Here is a 17,734-nt window from a genome sequence, read left to right as displayed (position 1 = left end):
TTAACGTCAAATTAATGCGTTAGAAAGTTAAGAGGAGGGATTAACATGGGCTTAATAAAAGCAGGAATTGGTGCAGTAGCAGGAACAATGGCGGATCAGTGGAAGGAATTCTTCTATTGTGATGCATTGTCTTCAGATGTTTTGGTTGTCAAGGGTCAAAAACGTACTGGATCACGTTCGTCTAATACAAATGGTAGCGAGAATGTGATTTCTAATGGTTCAGGCATTGCGGTTGCAGATGGTCAATGTATGATTATCGTCGAGCAAGGTAAGATTGTTGATATTTGTGCAGAACCTGGAGAATTTACTTACAATACTGATTTAGAACCTAGTTTATTTACTGGTGACTTAAGTGAAAGTATCAGTCAGGCATTTAAAGAATTTGGTAAACGGTTTACCTATGGGGGAGATACTGGGAAGGATCAACGTGTGTATTATTTTAATACCAAAGAGATTATGGATAATAAATTCGGTACCGCTAATCCATTTATGTTTGATGTTGTGAATAAAAAAGTCGGCTTTAGTAGAACAGTTCAAGTGCGTTGCAATGGCGTCTATTCATATCGTATCACTAATCCATTATTATTCTATCAAGTATGTGGTAATGTTGAGCGTGAATTTTTGCGTGAAGAAATCGATAGTCAATTGAAGACAGAATTTATTGATGCGTTAATGCCTGCTTTTGCTGAATTATCTGAATTAGAATTACGTCCTTCGCAAATACCAGCCCATACGCACGAATTGAAACAAGCCATGAATCATACCTTGAAGGAAGAATGGGAAGAGCGACGTGGTATCACCATCGAAAAAATTGCTCTAAATCCAATTACTTTAACTCCAGAAGATATGAAGAAAATCAACCAAATGGAAGATGCAGTGTCAATGGGTAGTAATCCCTATATGATGGCGGGACGAATGACGGATGCAACAGCTACTGCCATGGAACAAGCTGCTTCTAACCCAAATGGTGCTATGACCGGCTTTATGGGAATGGGAATGATGCCTGGAGGAGGAGCAGGTGGCTTTCAAGCAGCACAAGGTTTCTACCAACAAGGCCAACAACAGCAATATATGGAACAAGAAAAATACCATCAACAACAAACAGCCTCGGCCTCAGCACAAAATACCGCCGACAGTTGGACATGTAGTTGCGGCCACCAAAATAGCGGTAAATTCTGCACCGAATGCGGCACCAAAAAAACACTTCCAAAAGCGGATGCTAGATGGCTCTGTCAATGTGGAACCCAAAATACTGGTAAATTCTGTACTGAATGTGGCACAAAAAAACCAATAGAAAAGACATACCACTGCGATAAATGTGGCTGGCAACCAACAGACCCACATAATCTTCCTAAATTCTGTCCGCAATGTGGCGATCCATTTAATGATTTAGATATAGCTTAAAAAACAATAGAAAGGAAGCGTTAGAAATGGGGTTTTTCGATAAAAAAACTTGTGATATTTGTGGTGAAAAAATTGGTATGTTAGGAAACCGTAAACTAGATGATGGGAATCTCTGTAAATCATGTGCCAAAAAATTATCGCCATGGTTTGAAGAACGTCGCCATAGTACGGTTGATGCCATTAGACAACAATTAGCTTATCGTGAAGAAAACATGCAAAAAGTAGCAGACTTTACTATCACAACTGATATTCCAACTGATAATGGCTATCATGTATATATTGATCAGCGTCATGGGTGGTTTAGTGTATCTCGTGCTATGAACAAAGAAACAAATCCAGATATTGTTGATTTAAGTAGTGTAGTGAATTGTCTATTAGATATCGATGAAGATCGTCGTGAAGAAAAGTATCGTGATAATGATGGTGATTGGGTCAGTTATAATCCACCAAGATTTTCATATCGTTATGATTATTGGATAAAAATGACCGTTAATCATCCATGGTTTGATGATATGGACTTCCAAATTAATTCATTTGAAGTTGAGGGAGAAGACCGCCAACAAATGATGCAAATGGAAAATACCGCTCGTCAGATCACAATGGCGTTAACTAGTGGGAATACTCTCACGGGAATGGGGAATCATGGCTTTCCGGGTAATATGAGAATGCCAATCCATGGCGGAATGAACCAACCAAGCTATTTACAGCAAGGTGGCATACCCCACCCATATAGCGATATGAATCAACCAAGCTACCCCCAACAAGGCGGAATGAACCAAGGATATAGTGGCACAAACCAACAAGGCGGAATGAACCATGTATATCGCGACTTTAACCAACCAGCCTGCCTCAGTCAATGCGACATGAGCCCAGGATATGAAGTAATAAACCATCAAAACGCCAATCCAAATGCTGTAAGAATTCACTGCGATAAATGTGGCTGGATGGCACCAAATGAAGAGACCCAGCCAAAATTCTGCCCAATGTGTGGTGACACAATCGATTGGAATGATTTAATCTAATCTGGGATGTTGATGCGGCAATACTAATTGTCGTATGGAATAGAAACAAGGTGGTAGAACAGCCATACATTTCACCTCAAACATCATCAAACACGCAAACTATCACCTTGTTTATCTTGTTTATATGTAGAAAGGAAGTGAGGAAATGTCTCATATCGAAGAATACAAATGCCCAGCATGTGGCGGTGCGATGGAATTTGATAGTAATAGCCAGCAAATGAGCTGTCCCTATTGCGATACAAAGATGAGCGTAGAAGAATTTGAAGTACTGGCAGCAAGTCAAAATACTGAGGAAAGTACTAATATGACAAGTCAAAATGGCGCTGAAAACCAGCAAGATAGCGTTAATTGGCAGTCTGCAAATGAAGCAACTTGGGAAGCAGGCGAGACTGATGGAATGCGTATTTATCAATGTGAATCTTGTGGTGGTGAGATTATTGCTGAGGAAACGAGTGGTGCAACAACTTGTCCATATTGTGATAATCGAATTGTGATGAAGGGGCAGTTTAGTGGCGATTTAAAGCCAGACTATATTATTCCATTTAAGCTTAATAAAAAGGATGCTAAGGCGGCTTATTTCGAACATTTAAAAGATAAGATATTCTTACCACGTGTCTTTAAAGCCCAAAACCATATTGATGAGATAAAAGGGATTTACGTGCCGTTTTGGCTATTTGATGTCGATTGTCAAGCTCAAATAACCTATGATTGTGAACGTGTACGTAGATGGCGTAGTGGAGATACTGAATATACGGAGACAGATTATTTCTTATGTGAGCGTGAAGGTTGTTTATCATTTGACCATATTCCAACTGATGCATCAGCTAAGATGGCCGATGATTTGATGGAGTCGGTAGAGCCGTATAATTTTACGGATGCAATTCCATTTAAAGCAGCTTATTTGGCGGGATATTTGGCGGATCGTTATGATGTGAATATGGAAGAACGTTTTAATCGGGCGAAGGAACGTGTGACAGCTAGTTGTGAAGATGAATTTAGGAGAACGGTAGAAGGTTATACAAGTGTAGGGGTAAATACTAGCTCAGTCACTGTTAATGATGCAAAATATTTTTATAGTTTGTACCCGGTGTGGATTTTGAATACAAGTTGGAATGGCAAAAATTATCTATTTGCGATGAATGGTCAAACTGGTAAGATTGTGGGAGATTTACCAGTTGATAAAAGTCTGTTTTATAAATATATTGGCATTCGCGGTAGTATTTTTAGTGTAGGTTTAATTGCTTTGACGATGTTAATTCATTTCTTTTTATAGGGGAGGGAGATAGCGATGAAAGATAAAGTACAATGGATAATTGGTATTGTGATTGCATTATTGCTAATGCTCCCTTGCTCGAATGTTCAAGCGGTGAATGATGTTTTTGTGTTGGATGAATGTGAGTTATTAACGACAGAAGAGTTATTTAAACTGAATGAACAGGCGAATCAGATTAAGGATGATTTAGGCTATAATGCGATGTATATTGCCATAGAAGATATGGGAGACCAAGACGGCTTTGATTATGCAGACCTTGTGTATAATAGCTTTTATGAAGGCGAGCCGGGTGTTGTATTATTACGTGATCATCAAGAGAAGATGAATTATGTGAATTTTTTGAATGGGTTGGAAGAATATGTCACAGATGCCGAGTTGGATGAAGCTTTAGATAATTATTTGGATGGTTCAAGCTATTATGATGGGGTTCAAGCGTATTTGACTTCAGTAAGTAAAACATTTAAACGAATTAACCAAGACTATCCAGATTTCGTAGCGGGACAAGGGGCGTTACCAAGCGACTCAGAAAGCTTAACAGGGAAGGAGAGCACAACTGAGGAAGCTAGTACAACTGCAGAAGAAGGCACGACCGAGGAAACGGCGACAACCGCGACTCTAAGCGGTAACCAAAAAGAATTACCTTATTTGGTGGATATGGCGCATGTGTTTGGCCAAGAAGATTCAGATCAAATCGAACAAAAGCTACAAACGATTAGCCAACAAGAACAATGCGATGTGGTCGTCGTCTTTGTGGATTCATTAGGAGATAAGACAGCCACTGAATTTGCTGATGATTATTATGATGATAATGGTTACGGTTATGGTGCGAGTCATGATGGTATATTACTATTGATTAGTACGGGGGAAAGAGATTATGCGATTAGTACAACTGGATTTGGCATTACGGCTTTTACCGATGCAGGATTGGTCTTTATCGTAGAACAGATGATTGGTGATTTGGGGGATGATGATTTTTATTCTGCAGTAATAACTTTTGTAAATTTAAGTGAACAATTTATCCAACAAGCAAAAACTGGCGAACCGTATGATGTTGACAATGTACCGAAAATGCCATTGAACCCACTAGTATATCTAGTAGAAGTAGTTGCTGGATTTGCAATCGCATTTGGCTTGGCAATTTATCAAAAAAGTAAACTAACGAGCGTATACGAACAAGCAAGTGCAGCCGATTATACAAAACAAGGTAGCTTAGTGATTCACCATCAACATGACCAATTTATTAATCGTGTCACAACCTCACGTGTAATAGAAACAAAAAATTCAAGTGGTGGCTCAAGTACTCATAGCGGCTCATTAGGAACCAGTCATGGGGGCACAAGCGGAAGTTTCTAAAATTTAGTAAACACTAAAAATAATAAAGGCTGACAGTCTATTCTGCAATAGGTGCAAATGGAGTGGCGGCCTTTTTATGATGCAACAGATAAAAAAGTGATGAAAACCCACAAAAACCTAAAATGTGTCCAAAAAATTAAAATTACATGCGTTTACATCTAGACAAAAGGCATTATTAATGTAATAATATAGTCAAAGAGATGAATATTTTGTACATAATTACAAAAAAAGATAATAATTAAATAAAAAATAGTCAAATATAAAATACAGAGAAAAGGTTGTGGGATAAATGAAAAAGATGAAGAATATCTTAATAGTAGCAGGAATGATGGTAACAGTAGGTTTTGGCCAAGTAGGTGTTCATGCACAAGAAGCACCTAATCCAGCAGCAGAAGGACCATCAGAAGAAGTTGTAGCAGTAGACAATGCACCAACTATTCCAGAAATTGTTATTCCAAGAACAGATGGAGAAGTAACACCTCCAAATCCAGCAGCGGAAGGACCATCAGAAGAAGTTGTAGCAGTAGACAATGCACCAACTATTCCAGAGGTAGTCATTCCACACACATATAACCCATCTTTAGAAGAACAAACAGAAGAAGTAGTAGAAGAAGCACCAGTCAAAGAAGTGGTAGAAGAAACAGTTGCACCTGCAGTTGTAGCTCCACAAACACAAGAAGTTACAACCCAAGCACCAACACAAGAAGTTACAACCCAAGCACCAACACAAGAAATTACAAAAGAAGAACCAGTACAAGCAACCACTCCAGCAACAGAAGGACCATCAGAAGAAGTTGTAGCAGTAGACGATGCACCGACAATCCCAGAAGTTGTCATTCCACAGACTGGTCCAACAGAAGAATTAACTGTCGAAGAAGTAGCCCTAAGAAAAACAAACGGTAAACAAGTAGCCAGCGTATTAAGCGTTACTTCATTAGTAGCAGGATTAGGATTCCTAACAATTATCAAACACAAAAAATAATTTAATAACCAACAAAATGCCTAGCCATGAGAGAAACTTCTTGTAGCTAGGCTTTTTTTGTGTAGAATTTATGTGAAATATAGTTCAGATAACATAATCTTGAATATTTTCTTGATTTTAGAGTTTTTTAGAGAAATCATTAAAAATATAGGTAAAAATAATTATATTTCAAATTGTTTCACAACATAAACAGATAACATTTGAATAAAAAAAGCTCAAATATTATACTAAAAATGTAGATAGTAATACTAAGAAATAACAAGGAAAGGTGATCTTATGGAACGAACAAAAAATGTTTTGGTAAATTTATTGTTGGTTATTATAGCACTTTTTATGGCAATAGATTCAAATTATCATCGAATAGAAGCACAAAATCAAGAATTAGATAAAACGGTTTCTGTTACAAGAGAATTAACTCATAAGCAAAAAGAAGAGAACCAACAGCAGGATGAAGGTGTAGGAATCAATCTTACATGGAAAACGGATATGAGAAAAGATATGGACGTAACTGTTGAAATATTAGCGGATAATCAAGTGATTGATGAAATACATTTTGCAAAAAGTGAAGAAGATTTAGAGAATGCTGACTTTTATAATTTTATGTGGTTGGACGATAAATATGAAAATGCTCATTTACCAAATGGCTTTGATGATCCTGGAAAAGAATATTCAATTCGAGTGACTGCAAAAAATAGATGGAATATCATTATTGATGAGGCTTCTTATTATACACAAGAAGGCACAAAACCTATGATTGATATCCATTTACGTGCAGAAGAAAAGAATATTTTATGGGGAATTGTACAATTGGAATGGATGGATTTAGATAAAAATATGATACCGTCTGAAGATATTCCACTAGATGAAGTTCAAGGTATGATAATAGATGAAGAGGTGAATACTAAATATCCAATACTTTTAAAAAAATCAAATAATTGGAGAAGTAAATATGAAATACTATTGGATAGCGACGATAGAGTTTCTCCATATTTCGATTTTCCTGCAGTACATGGTTTCTATCCAATACTAAATGGGTTAGCTGTTGAAGGATCCTGGGGAGGGGACAATGAATACAATTTAAAAGTACAATATACCCAAATATGGCGGGATTTATATATCAATCAAATATGGAAAAATGAAGATGGTAGTATTATCAAACCTGAAGATGTCCCATTTGAAGAAATGACTGCTAAATTAATGATAGACGGTTACTCTACTGGTGAAGAGTTAGTTTTGAAAAAGTCAGAAAATTGGCAAGGGGTATTTAAAGATTTATATATTAGACCAGATGGTGTAGATTGTGAATATACCATTAAAGTAAATCAGATATATGGCTTTGAAAATCAAATCAGTAAAACCAGTCTTAATGGGATAGATAAGTGGCACATCACAAGTACCAATACTAAAATTCCTGGTATCCAAGTATCTCGTGATTTACATGTAAGTCAAATATGGAAATATAGAGATGGTAGTATTGTCAATCCAGAAGATGTACCTGTAGAAGAAGTAACGGTAACATTATTGAAAAACGGTTTCTCTACTGGTAAAGAATTAGTTTTGAAAAAGTCAGAAAATTGGCAAGGAGAATTTAAAAATTTACTTGTTAAAGAGTCAGGTATTTTTAATCAATATGCAATTAAAATAAATCAAGTAGAAGGATTCGACAATCAAACAACCATCCCAATTCTTGATGAAACAGATAATTGGCAAATCACAAGTACGAATACAGCACTTCCAATATTTAGTAATAAAATAAAATGTACGGTGAAACCAATAGTATGGTTGAATAGTGATAATAATCTAATCCAAGCAAATGATGTACCTGTAGAAGAAGTGACGGTATCGTTATTAGCAGATGGTATCGAAACAGGAAAAGTTGTAACACTAAAAAGATCAACAAACTGGCAAGGTGAATTTAATAATTTACGCAATGCACACTTTGATGGTAGTAAAATAAAATATTCTATTAAAGTTCATCCAGTGAAAGGCTTTACGGTAGAAGTTGGTGAAGTGATAGATTTGAATCATTTAGAACCAGATATACTTAATCGCGTGTCGAAAATGGTTAGAGCAGTTACTTCACCAGGAGGCGGTGGTTCATCAGGCGGTGGTGGTATAAGTTTACCAAATTATGCCGTTACCATTACTGCAAAACAGACTTCACGTGATTTATTTATCCAAAAATCTTGGTGTGATAGTAATGGAGATGCAATGCCATTAGCTGATATTCCTATAGAAGAAGTGACAGTATCATTATTAGCAAATGGTATCGAAACAGGAAAAGTATTAACGTTAAATAGTTCAAATAATTGGCAGGGAGAATTTACAGATTTAGCAATTAAAGATACTTCTGGGAAAAACATTATCTATTCCATCAAAGAATCGGAAGTACCAGGTTTCCACTCTAACATTACTGGGAACCCAATAGACGGATTTGTAGTAACCAACACCGCAACAATTTCAATTCCAGTTGAAAAAGTTTGGATTGGAAAAGCAGCCAAAGAAGTAGTGATTAATCTATTTGCCGATGGCAAACAAGTAAAAGAATTAACTTTAAACGCAACAAACGATTGGAAAGGTGAATTCAATAACCTACCAGTTTACAATCAAGAAACAGGTAAAGAAATTGCCTATAGCATTGCAGAAGTTAACATTGACGGCTATACAAGCAACATCACTAAAAAAGGTGCAGGTTACGTAATCACAAATATTAATACTGCAACAATTTCAATTCCAGTAGAAAAAGTTTGGATTGGTAAACCAGCAGAAGAAGTAGTGATTAATCTATTTGCCGATGGCACAAAAGTAAAAGATTTAATATTAAATGCTTCAAATAACTGGAAAGCAGAATTCAACAACTTACCAGTTTACAACCAAGAAACAGGTAATAAAATTGTCTACAGCATTGCAGAAGTTAACATTGACGGCTATACAAGCAACATCACTAAAAAAGGCGCAGGTTACGTAATCACAAATATTAATACTGCAACAATTTCAATTCCAGTAGAAAAAGTATGGATTGGAAAAGCAGCCAAAGAAGTAGTGATTAATCTATTTGCCGATGGCACAAAAGTAAAAGATTTAATATTAAATGCTTCAAATAACAGGAAAGCAGAATTCAACAACTTACCAGTTTACAACCAAGAAACAGGTAAAGAAATTGCCTATAGCATTGAAGAGGTTAACATCGATGGCTATACAAGCAACATCACTAAAAAAGGCGCAGGTTACGTAATCACAAATATTAATACTGCAACAATTTCAATTCCAGTAGAAAAAGTATGGATAGGTAAACCAGCCAAAGAAGTAGTGATTAATCTATTAGCCGATGGCACAAAAGTACAAGAATTAACACTAAATGCTACAAACAGCTGGAAAGGTGAATTCGAAGACTTAGCTAAATACGACTCAACAGATGGACACGAAATTGTCTACAGCATTGAAGAGGTTAACATCGATGGCTATACAAGTAAGATTACTAAGAATGGTGCAGGCTATGTTGTAACCAACACAAACACCGCTAAAATTGCCATTCCAGTAGAGAAAGTATGGATAGGTAAACCAGTCGAAGAAGTAGTGATTAATCTATTTGCCGACGGCAAACAAGTAAAAGATTTAATATTAAATGCTTCAAATAACAGGAAAGCAGAATTCAACAACTTACCAGTTTACAACCAAGAAACAGGTAAAGAAATTGCCTATAGCATTGCAGAAGTCGCCATCTCAGGTTATACAAGCGTAATTACAGGAGATGTTCAAAATGGTTTCGTGGTAACAAACATACAAGAAGAACCCCCAACACCAACTGTAAAATACCGTGACATCCCAGTCGAAAAACATTGGATAGGTGAAGCGGCGGAAGAAGTAGTAATTAATCTATTGGCAGATGGTAAAGCTACTGGGAAAGAATTGATCCTAAACGCTTCAAACAACTGGCAAGGCGACTTCAAAGACTTAGCCAAATACGACTCAACAGATGGACACGAAATTATCTACACCATCGAAGAAGTCGCCATCTCAGGTTACACAAGTGCAATTACAGGAGATGTTCAAAATGGTTTCGTGGTGACAAATACTAAACCATCTCAACCAGCAAAACCAGCTAAACCAGATAAACCATCTCAACCAAATAAAACAAATTTACCAATAACAGGAACTAAAGCCTATACTAGCCAAATCATGATAGCGGTAGTATTGGTAATCATAGGAGGGGGAACTATTTATCACAAAAAACACAAAAAATAATTTAATAACCAACAAAATGCCTAGCCATGAGAGAAACTTCTTGTAGCTAGGCTTTTTTTGTGTAGAAAATGAACATCAAAAGCAACCAATAAAAAGCTATTAATGAATCTTATACATGTATAAATAAAAAAATGTAAGCGCTAGAGTTTAGTAATTGACATTCCAGTGAGCATTTTTTACACTTATTTTGTAGTTTGTGATAGTTGAACAATCTAATAAGAAAGGAGCATTTACTGAAAAATCACAAGCTTTCTAAAAAATAAATTAGGTAGAGGAGATGAAGGAATGGGGAAAGTCGTCAAGCAATTTTGGGCGGTAGTATGTAGTGTATTATTTGTCTTAGTGAGTGTACCTTATGAACAGCAAGTATTTGCAGAGGATCATACATCACAATCACAAGTTGTAGAAAATAAAGAGCACCTTGATTTGTCGGTTGAAGAATACAAACGAATGACCGCTTTAGAATTGGCTGAGTTAGTTCGTTCACACAAGGTAACCGCTGAACAATTAGTGACTCTTGCATATCAAGTAATTGATAGTGAGAATCCAAGTTTGAATGCAGTTATTACAACTCGTAAAGAAGCTGCTTTGGAGGAAGCACGTAATTTAGAAGATACTGGGCAACCATTTTTGGGCGTGCCTTTATTAATAAAAGGAATTGGTCATAATATTGCAGGTGGGGAAAATACTTTAGCCTTGAAAACCAATGAAAATAATCCATTAACTAAGCGAGATAGTAGTTATGTACGTGATTTCAAAAAATTAGGTTTCATTATTTTAGGACAAACCAATTATCCAGAATTAGCATTAAGAAATATTACTACAGGACATTTGTATGGCTTAACTCATAATGCTTGGAATCCAGCTTATAATTCAGGTGGATCTTCAGGGGGTTCGGCAGCGGCTTTAGCGAGTGGGATGACACCAATTGCGACTGGTAGTGATATGGGAGGGTCGATTCGTATTCCGGCTTCATGGAATGGCTTAATCGGCTTTAAGACAAGTGGTGGTGTGACACATCATTCTGGTATGCGCTCAATGGTTGTGCATTTTCCTTTGACCAAATCAGTTGATGATACAGTAGCCTTTTTTGATGGAGTTGAAAATCCTAAGTTTCATGATGATGTGCAAAAGATTACCGATGAAGTATCTGATGTAAAAGATTTGAAAATTGGTTATTCTTTAGAGTCTCCAATGGGTACAAAAGTTAGTGAAGATGCTAAAAAGGCTGTGTTAGAAGCGGTTGATTTCTTGAGAGAACAAGGATTTACGGTTGAAGAAGCAAGTTGGCCAATTGATGGTCGTGCAATTATGGAAGATTATACTTTAATGAGTATCGGAAGTGGTGGATTACCAGGGAATTTACCACAGAAGTTTGAAGAGTTAGGTTTAACAAAGCATGATTTAGATCCATTAGTCTGGGCTTTATATAATGCCAATAAACAATATGGTAGAGATGCTATGAAAAAAGATTATGCTGAAACTAAAAAACATATCGAAAAATATATTGAACAAATGGAAACCTTCCACCAAACTTATCCGCTATTTTTAACACCAACAACTGCTACAACAGCACCATTAAATAGCAATGATTTGATTGATGATGAAGATGAAATAGCAATGTATAATAGTGAAAATCTAACAAAAGAAGAGCAATGGAATTTATTAGTAAGACAATGGGAGCCAATGTTAGAACGAACACCATTTACTGCGGTGATTAATATTGTTGGAGAGCCGGCCATTAGTTTACCGACATATCTCTCAAAAGAAAACTTGCCTCTTGGAATTATGCTGAATGCCAAATGGGGGATGGATAAAGTCTTATTAAAAGTAGCAAAAATCTTTGAAGACCAACACAAATTCACATTAAAAGAAGACATCGCAAAAGCTGACAATACTGATAACGATTCAAGCGATGCCACAACCGGAGAACCAACAACAAGTACAGAACAACCAAGTACAGGTACCCAAACACCAACAACAGGCGTAGAAACACCAAGTACGGGTAACCAAACACCTAACTCAGGTACAGAACAACCAAGTACAAGTACAGAACAACCAAGTACAGGTACTCAAACATCAAGTACAGGTACCCAAACACCAACAATAGACGCAGAAACACCAACAATAGACGCAGAAACACCAACAATAGACGCAGAAACACCTACAACGGGTACAGAAACACCAAGTACGGGTACCGAAACACCAACAACAGGTACAGAAACGCCTAACTCAGGTACAGAACAACCAAGTACGGGTACAGAACAACCAACAACAAATAAACAAAAACCAGCAAAACCAGCAAAACCAGCAACACCAGAACAACCAGTAAAACCAACATTACCAACAACAGGAACTAAATCATACGCCGTTCAAATCACTTCAGCAGTAGCATTCATCCTACTCGGAATAGGCGTAATTTATCATAAAAAAAATAATAAATAACTAGTAAGCATAACGCACCTAGCATACTAAGCTATAATCTAGTGTGCTAGGTGTTTTTACCTTTTCTTACCTAACATAAATCAACTACAAACAATCATTTCAAGTATCCCATATTTCCCATACAAAAAAGCCGCCGAACAAGATGCCCGACGACTCATAATCGTATTTATTATAGAACTATTTTTACTAACTCCTCAATAATCAACTTGGTGAAGAGCTTTTATTTGTAGGTATCTTCTAATTTACTCATCCATAAACCAAGAGAAGTTCCTAGTAAGAATAAAGCCACACAAGCTAAGTAGCCAACATATGTAAATCCTGGATAACTAAGTGGGATAATCATGACTGTTGAAGCTAATACCACCCCAAAAATAAAGTGGAATAGTTGCGGATAAGCTTTTTGGAAGATATAATGCACAACTTTTGATAATAAGATAACCGTTAATAATCCACCAATTGCGATAGGAATAATTACATGCATATCTAAAGTCTTAAAGCCATCAGACATTTCCTTATACATGCCCATATAGACGATAAAGTTTGATGGACTTAACCCTGGTATAATCACACCCCCAGCAATTAAAGCACCACAAATCATCCAACTACCAAATGAAGGAGTCACATTACCATGGAAGCTTGATTTGCCAAGATATAATAAGATTAATCCAAGCAAAAATGACACCATTAAGATAATAACCTCACGCATACTACGACCTTCCTTACCAGCCTCGCGCCATAAAGCTGGAATTGTACCAGCAATACAACCAACGAAGAACCACATAATAACAGTCTCAAAGTTGCCTAATAAATAACTCACTCCAAATGATAATACTACAATACCAGCCAAAGCACCTAAGCCAACTGGAATAAAGAATAAAACATTCTCCTTGAAATTCTTAGTAAGATTCGCCAAAAATGAAATAATTCTTTCGTACATACCAAAGATAGCAGCTAAAGCACCACCACTGACTCCCGGCAAGATAAATCCTGATCCAATAAACATTCCTTTAACAAAACGTAAGATCCAATCTGTACGATTCTTTTGCGAATGCATTTCTGTTCTAGTTTGATGTTCCATAATTCCTCCTAAAAATTTATTTCATTGTTTATTATACTCAATATCTCGGTGAATAGCGATATTTTTAGTAAAATTTAACGAATTGTTTGAGGTGGAATTATGACCAAAAAATCAATAATAAAAATAATTCACAAAGAACCCTATCAGAAATATTAGAAATTTGCTATAATAATAAGTATAAAATAAGTAAAGGTGAGGTGCATATAATGTCAAAAGCATTAGTTGTATACGCAAGTTTAACAGGAAACACAGAAGAAATTGCTGATATTTTAGCAGAAGCATTAGAAGAGCAAGGAGTTGAAGTGGATGTTAAAATTTGTACATCTGCATCAGCATCAGAATTCCAAGATTATGATTTATGTGTTGTAGCAACATATACATATGGAATGGATGGCGACTTACCTGACGAGATTGTTGACTTCTATGATGAATTAGGCGAAGAAGATTTAACAGGTAAAGTATATGGAGCATTAGGTTCTGGAGATACTTTCTATGATCGCTTCTGTCAATCAGTTATTGATTTTGATGAACAATTTGCGAAAACAGGTGCTACAAAAGGTGCTGAAATCGTGAAAGTTGATTTAAATGCGGAAGAAGAAGATATTAAAAACATTGAAGTATTTGCGAAAAGCTTAGTTGAAAAATTAGGATAATAAAGGTGGCGATTGGATGCAAGCTCCAACAGAAAAGTTAGTCTATGATTTATTAGAAGAATTACAGATTCCTTATGAACGTCTTGACCATGTACCGATTACTTCTGTTAAGGGATTGGAATTTACATTACCAGGACAGCAAGTTAAAAATTTATTATTAAAGAACAAAAAGGGGCGTAAGTATTATTTGGTCATTTTACATGATGAAAAATCAGCCGACTTAAAGCATTTAGCGGAATTGTTAGGGGAAAGTCGTTTGTCTTTTGCTAGCGAGGAGCGTATGATGGATGTTATGCAGTGTATTCCAGGGACGGTTACGCCATTTGGTTTACTATATGATAAAGATTTAAAGGTGCAAGTGATTGTCGATAAGGCAGTAGATCAAGATTTGACGGTCGGATTTCATCCATTTGTGAACACAACAACATTAAATATTCCATTCAAAGGTTTTGTACGTTTTTTAGAGTATGCAAATCATGATTTTAAAGTGGTGGAATTATAGTGATAGATTAATCGGTAGAGGATGCGCGTAGTTAACGTGTCCTTTATCGTTATTTTTAGGGAAGGGGTTTAAAGCGATGTATTTATCGATTGAAGATACGGCGGCTTATTTAGAAGTTGATCCACGTTTGATTGAGCGTTTTATGCGTGAACATCAGATTACTTGGCTAGTAGTGGATGATGAAGTCTTAATCAATACGAATCAGTTTGAATTTTTTATTAAAGAGCGTCAAAAAGCTTTAGAAGAATATCAGCGCTACTTAGATGAACCAATTCCTGAAGATATTGACATTAAAGATGAGGATTAAGTACGAAGATTTGTAGGTTCACTTATCGAATGGCTAAGGATTCATTGGTGGCAATCTATCTTCTTAACCAAATTGTGGTGCTATAGCTCAGGTGGATAGAGCAAGCGTTTCCTAAACGCTAGGTCGGGGGTTCAAATCCCTCTAGCATCGTATTTTAGGGTTTTTATGTATTACCATGTGTTGCTAAACGTTGATATGACGGCGTTTCTATTTCTGTGGATAACTAAGTTTTTCTAAAAAATGTTTACAAATTGTTTACAAAAAAGGAGACTATAAAAGTCTCTTTTTTTATTTGAAGATATCTCTTATTTGATCGTCTAAATCATCTGTTTCTAATTCCAATAAATGAGTGTAAATTTGCAATGTTATACTTATGTCTGCATGTCCTAAAAGTTTGCTAATTTTAGCTATTTTAATACCTTCGTTGAACAGGATACTTGCGTATGTGTGTCTCAATGCGTGGATACCAATTCGGCGGTTGATTTTTGCACGTTTACATGCTTTTTGTAAACAATGCAAAATAGCGTTGTGACTTAAATTCCTAAACACTCGATTATTTGAATGCGTGCCTGGCACAATTAAATCGTTTAACAATTCAAGCAAATCTTCAGGAACTGGGATAGTACGCTTAGCGTTCTTGGTTTTTCCGTCGGTAAAATCATGCGCATGGTGATAATCGAAACCGTGTTCGACTCTAACTGTATTGTTATCAAAATCAACATACTTCCACTGTAGACCTAAGCATTCGCCAACTCGCATCCCAGTTTTCATTGCCAGCAACAAAACGTATCGGCTTTGGTATTCTGAGCAGATACCGTCTAAAAGTGCTTTTTCTAAACTATCGTATTCGGCTGGATGCAGATACTTATTAGTGGTATCCATTTTTTTAGATTCGTTACCTGTTACTATAGCTGTTATTGTTGGATTCCGTTTTATTACCTCGCAGACATAAGCGTGAGTAATAGCTGCTTTAGTATGCATATAATATTTTTTAACAGTTGCGTATGATCGTTCTTTTGCTAATGTGTTCAGAAATTGTTGGTAATTATCGTTTGTGATATCTTGCAATTTAAGATTATAATTTTTCCTAACATAATTAATAACAGTCTCGATTGATTTTATCGTCTTGATTGACACTTTGCCGACTTTATATAATTCCATCCACCGAACCATATAATCTGCAAGAAGCATGTCGTGTTGATTTTTAGGATCTAAATACTTTAATTCCTCTTTCTTTAATTCACCCGCTTCTTTCGCAGACCGCTTGTTTTTAAAACCGCTTTTGGAAACATACTTGCGTTTACCATCATCTGTATCATAATAAACTCGATAAGACCACGTTTTGCCTCTTTTGTGAACGTAAGGCATATTTACCATTCCTTTCGTATATGGTAAAATAGGCATAGAAAAGAAGCCTATCACCATAGGTTTTTTTGATCAAACCACCGCTCAGACCGACCAAAGTTGAAGCGGTGGTTATTTTTATACATTTTTATAATCTTGTAACTACTTGTATTGCCTTTCCAACAATCCTCGCTGGATTATCTTTATTGATAATGTACGGCGCATAGTTGCTATTTTCCGCAATTAAAATTGTTGTATCCCCTTGATACTGCACACGTTTTAGAGTCGCCTCTGTATCTCCGTTTACAACAACTGCTGCAATCTCCCCATTTTCCACTGTTGGTTGACTATTAACCAGCACTAGACTTCCATCTGGTATTTTCGGTTCCATCGAATCGCCTTTACATTCCAGGTAGAAAACTTCTTTACCTTTGATAGCATCTGAAGATACATAATCATATCCGATTACGTTTTGATCTGCTAACAACGGTGTACCACATGCAATTGTTCCGATGATTGGGACTTTGACTACTGAACAACTTTCTATATTAGTTATGTTGTCAAAAGTCGGATTTTTCGGAACATCATATCCCATAAGCCACGCTTCATTGACATTCAACGCTTTAGCTAATAGAAACACTTTATTTTGATTAGGTTCTGCAATGCCGTTTACATATTGAGAAATGTTGTTTCTCGCTATTTTAATTCCTAACTCTTCTGAATAAGGTTTGCATAATTCTAATATATCAACTTGTTTCAAATTACGTTCTGACATAATTTGATTTAATCGTTGACTAGCGTTTTCCTTAAAGTTATGATCTTCTATTAATTTTGATTTCGGGATATCAAAATAATGAGATAACATTTCGATTTTATCTATTCTAGGATATGTTTTAGCATTGATCCAATCTGAAACGGTCATGTATTTTAAATTTAAATCACTACATAATTTATTTCTATCTATATTGTGTTTTTTCATGTAATATTTTAAATTACTCGCCATAACCTCTTTGTTGCCTAAAGACATATTATAACCTCCTTAATATTATAATTACATTTTACGTTTATTCCGTGAAAAAGTAAAGAAAAAACAAAAAAATAAAAAAAAACTATTTACAACACGGTT

13 protein-coding genes and 1 tRNA gene are annotated in these 17,734 nt (G+C 36.0%); 11 read left to right on the top strand and 3 right to left on the bottom strand.

Annotated elements, in window-relative coordinates:
* The first annotated feature begins 45 nt into the window (after positions 1-45).
* From BMX09_RS02455 to BMX09_RS02425, 7 genes are all read left to right on the top strand, one after another.
* Positions 46-1,404: an SPFH domain-containing protein gene (locus tag BMX09_RS02455; RefSeq protein WP_089746113.1), complete on the top strand. Its 1,359-nt coding sequence runs from the start codon at positions 46-48 to the stop codon at positions 1,402-1,404.
* A gap of 26 nt (positions 1,405-1,430) precedes the next feature.
* Entirely contained in the window at positions 1,431-2,426 is a 996-nt protein-coding gene (locus BMX09_RS02450; protein ID WP_089746112.1) for a DUF4428 domain-containing protein, read from the top strand.
* A 145-nt stretch (positions 2,427-2,571) separates the two neighbouring features.
* Complete coding sequence (locus tag BMX09_RS02445) at positions 2,572-3,699, top strand: hypothetical protein (RefSeq protein WP_089746111.1); 1,128 nt, start codon at positions 2,572-2,574, stop codon at positions 3,697-3,699.
* Positions 3,700-3,714: 15 nt separating this feature from the next.
* Positions 3,715-5,052 (top strand): TPM domain-containing protein, encoded by a 1,338-nt coding sequence (locus BMX09_RS02440; protein WP_089746110.1) that lies wholly within the window; start codon positions 3,715-3,717, stop codon positions 5,050-5,052.
* Positions 5,053-5,341: 289 nt separating this feature from the next.
* Entirely contained in the window at positions 5,342-6,034 is a 693-nt protein-coding gene (locus BMX09_RS02435; RefSeq protein ID WP_089746109.1) for a hypothetical protein, read from the top strand.
* A 333-nt stretch (positions 6,035-6,367) separates the two neighbouring features.
* Entirely contained in the window at positions 6,368-10,279 is a 3,912-nt protein-coding gene (locus tag BMX09_RS02430) for a Cna B-type domain-containing protein (protein WP_177159503.1), read from the top strand.
* Positions 10,280-10,564: 285 nt separating this feature from the next.
* Entirely contained in the window at positions 10,565-12,724 is a 2,160-nt protein-coding gene (locus BMX09_RS02425; RefSeq protein ID WP_089746107.1) for an amidase family protein, read from the top strand.
* Positions 12,725-12,944: 220 nt separating this feature from the next.
* On the opposite strand, the gene BMX09_RS02420 is transcribed toward BMX09_RS02425, so the two are convergent.
* Positions 12,945-13,802: a DUF368 domain-containing protein gene (locus BMX09_RS02420; protein ID WP_089746106.1), complete on the bottom strand. Its 858-nt coding sequence runs from the start codon at positions 13,800-13,802 to the stop codon at positions 12,945-12,947.
* 206 nt (positions 13,803-14,008) lie between these two features.
* Here BMX09_RS02420 and BMX09_RS02415 point away from each other — a divergent pair, with 206 nt between their 5' ends.
* The 4 genes from BMX09_RS02415 to BMX09_RS02400 all read left to right on the top strand — a co-directional run bounded on the left by BMX09_RS02415 (position 14,009) and on the right by BMX09_RS02400 (position 15,414).
* Positions 14,009-14,455, top strand: a complete 447-nt coding sequence (locus tag BMX09_RS02415) for a flavodoxin (protein WP_089746105.1) — start codon at positions 14,009-14,011, stop codon at positions 14,453-14,455.
* A 16-nt stretch (positions 14,456-14,471) separates the two neighbouring features.
* Positions 14,472-14,957: a prolyl-tRNA synthetase associated domain-containing protein gene (locus tag BMX09_RS02410; protein WP_089746104.1), complete on the top strand. Its 486-nt coding sequence runs from the start codon at positions 14,472-14,474 to the stop codon at positions 14,955-14,957.
* Between the two features lie 76 nt (positions 14,958-15,033).
* Entirely contained in the window at positions 15,034-15,264 is a 231-nt protein-coding gene (locus tag BMX09_RS02405; protein WP_089746103.1) for a hypothetical protein, read from the top strand.
* Between the two features lie 76 nt (positions 15,265-15,340).
* Positions 15,341-15,414, top strand: a tRNA-Arg gene (locus BMX09_RS02400).
* Positions 15,415-15,552: 138 nt separating this feature from the next.
* Here the strand turns inward: BMX09_RS02400 and BMX09_RS02395 are convergent.
* Both BMX09_RS02395 and BMX09_RS02390 read right to left on the bottom strand, forming a co-directional pair.
* Positions 15,553-16,689 (bottom strand): site-specific integrase, encoded by a 1,137-nt coding sequence (locus tag BMX09_RS02395; protein WP_089746102.1) that lies wholly within the window; start codon positions 16,687-16,689, stop codon positions 15,553-15,555.
* A 67-nt stretch (positions 16,690-16,756) separates the two neighbouring features.
* On the bottom strand, positions 16,757-17,635 hold the full coding sequence (locus tag BMX09_RS02390; RefSeq protein ID WP_089746101.1) for a LexA family transcriptional regulator: 879 nt from the start codon (positions 17,633-17,635) through the stop codon (positions 16,757-16,759).
* Positions 17,636-17,734 lie beyond the last annotated feature (99 nt).

The organism is Granulicatella balaenopterae (assembly GCF_900111135.1).
Taxonomy (GTDB): domain Bacteria; phylum Bacillota; class Bacilli; order Lactobacillales; family Aerococcaceae; genus Granulicatella; species Granulicatella balaenopterae.
The sequence above is the reverse complement of the archived record's forward strand: the minus strand, read 5'-3'. Positions and strand labels throughout refer to the sequence as shown.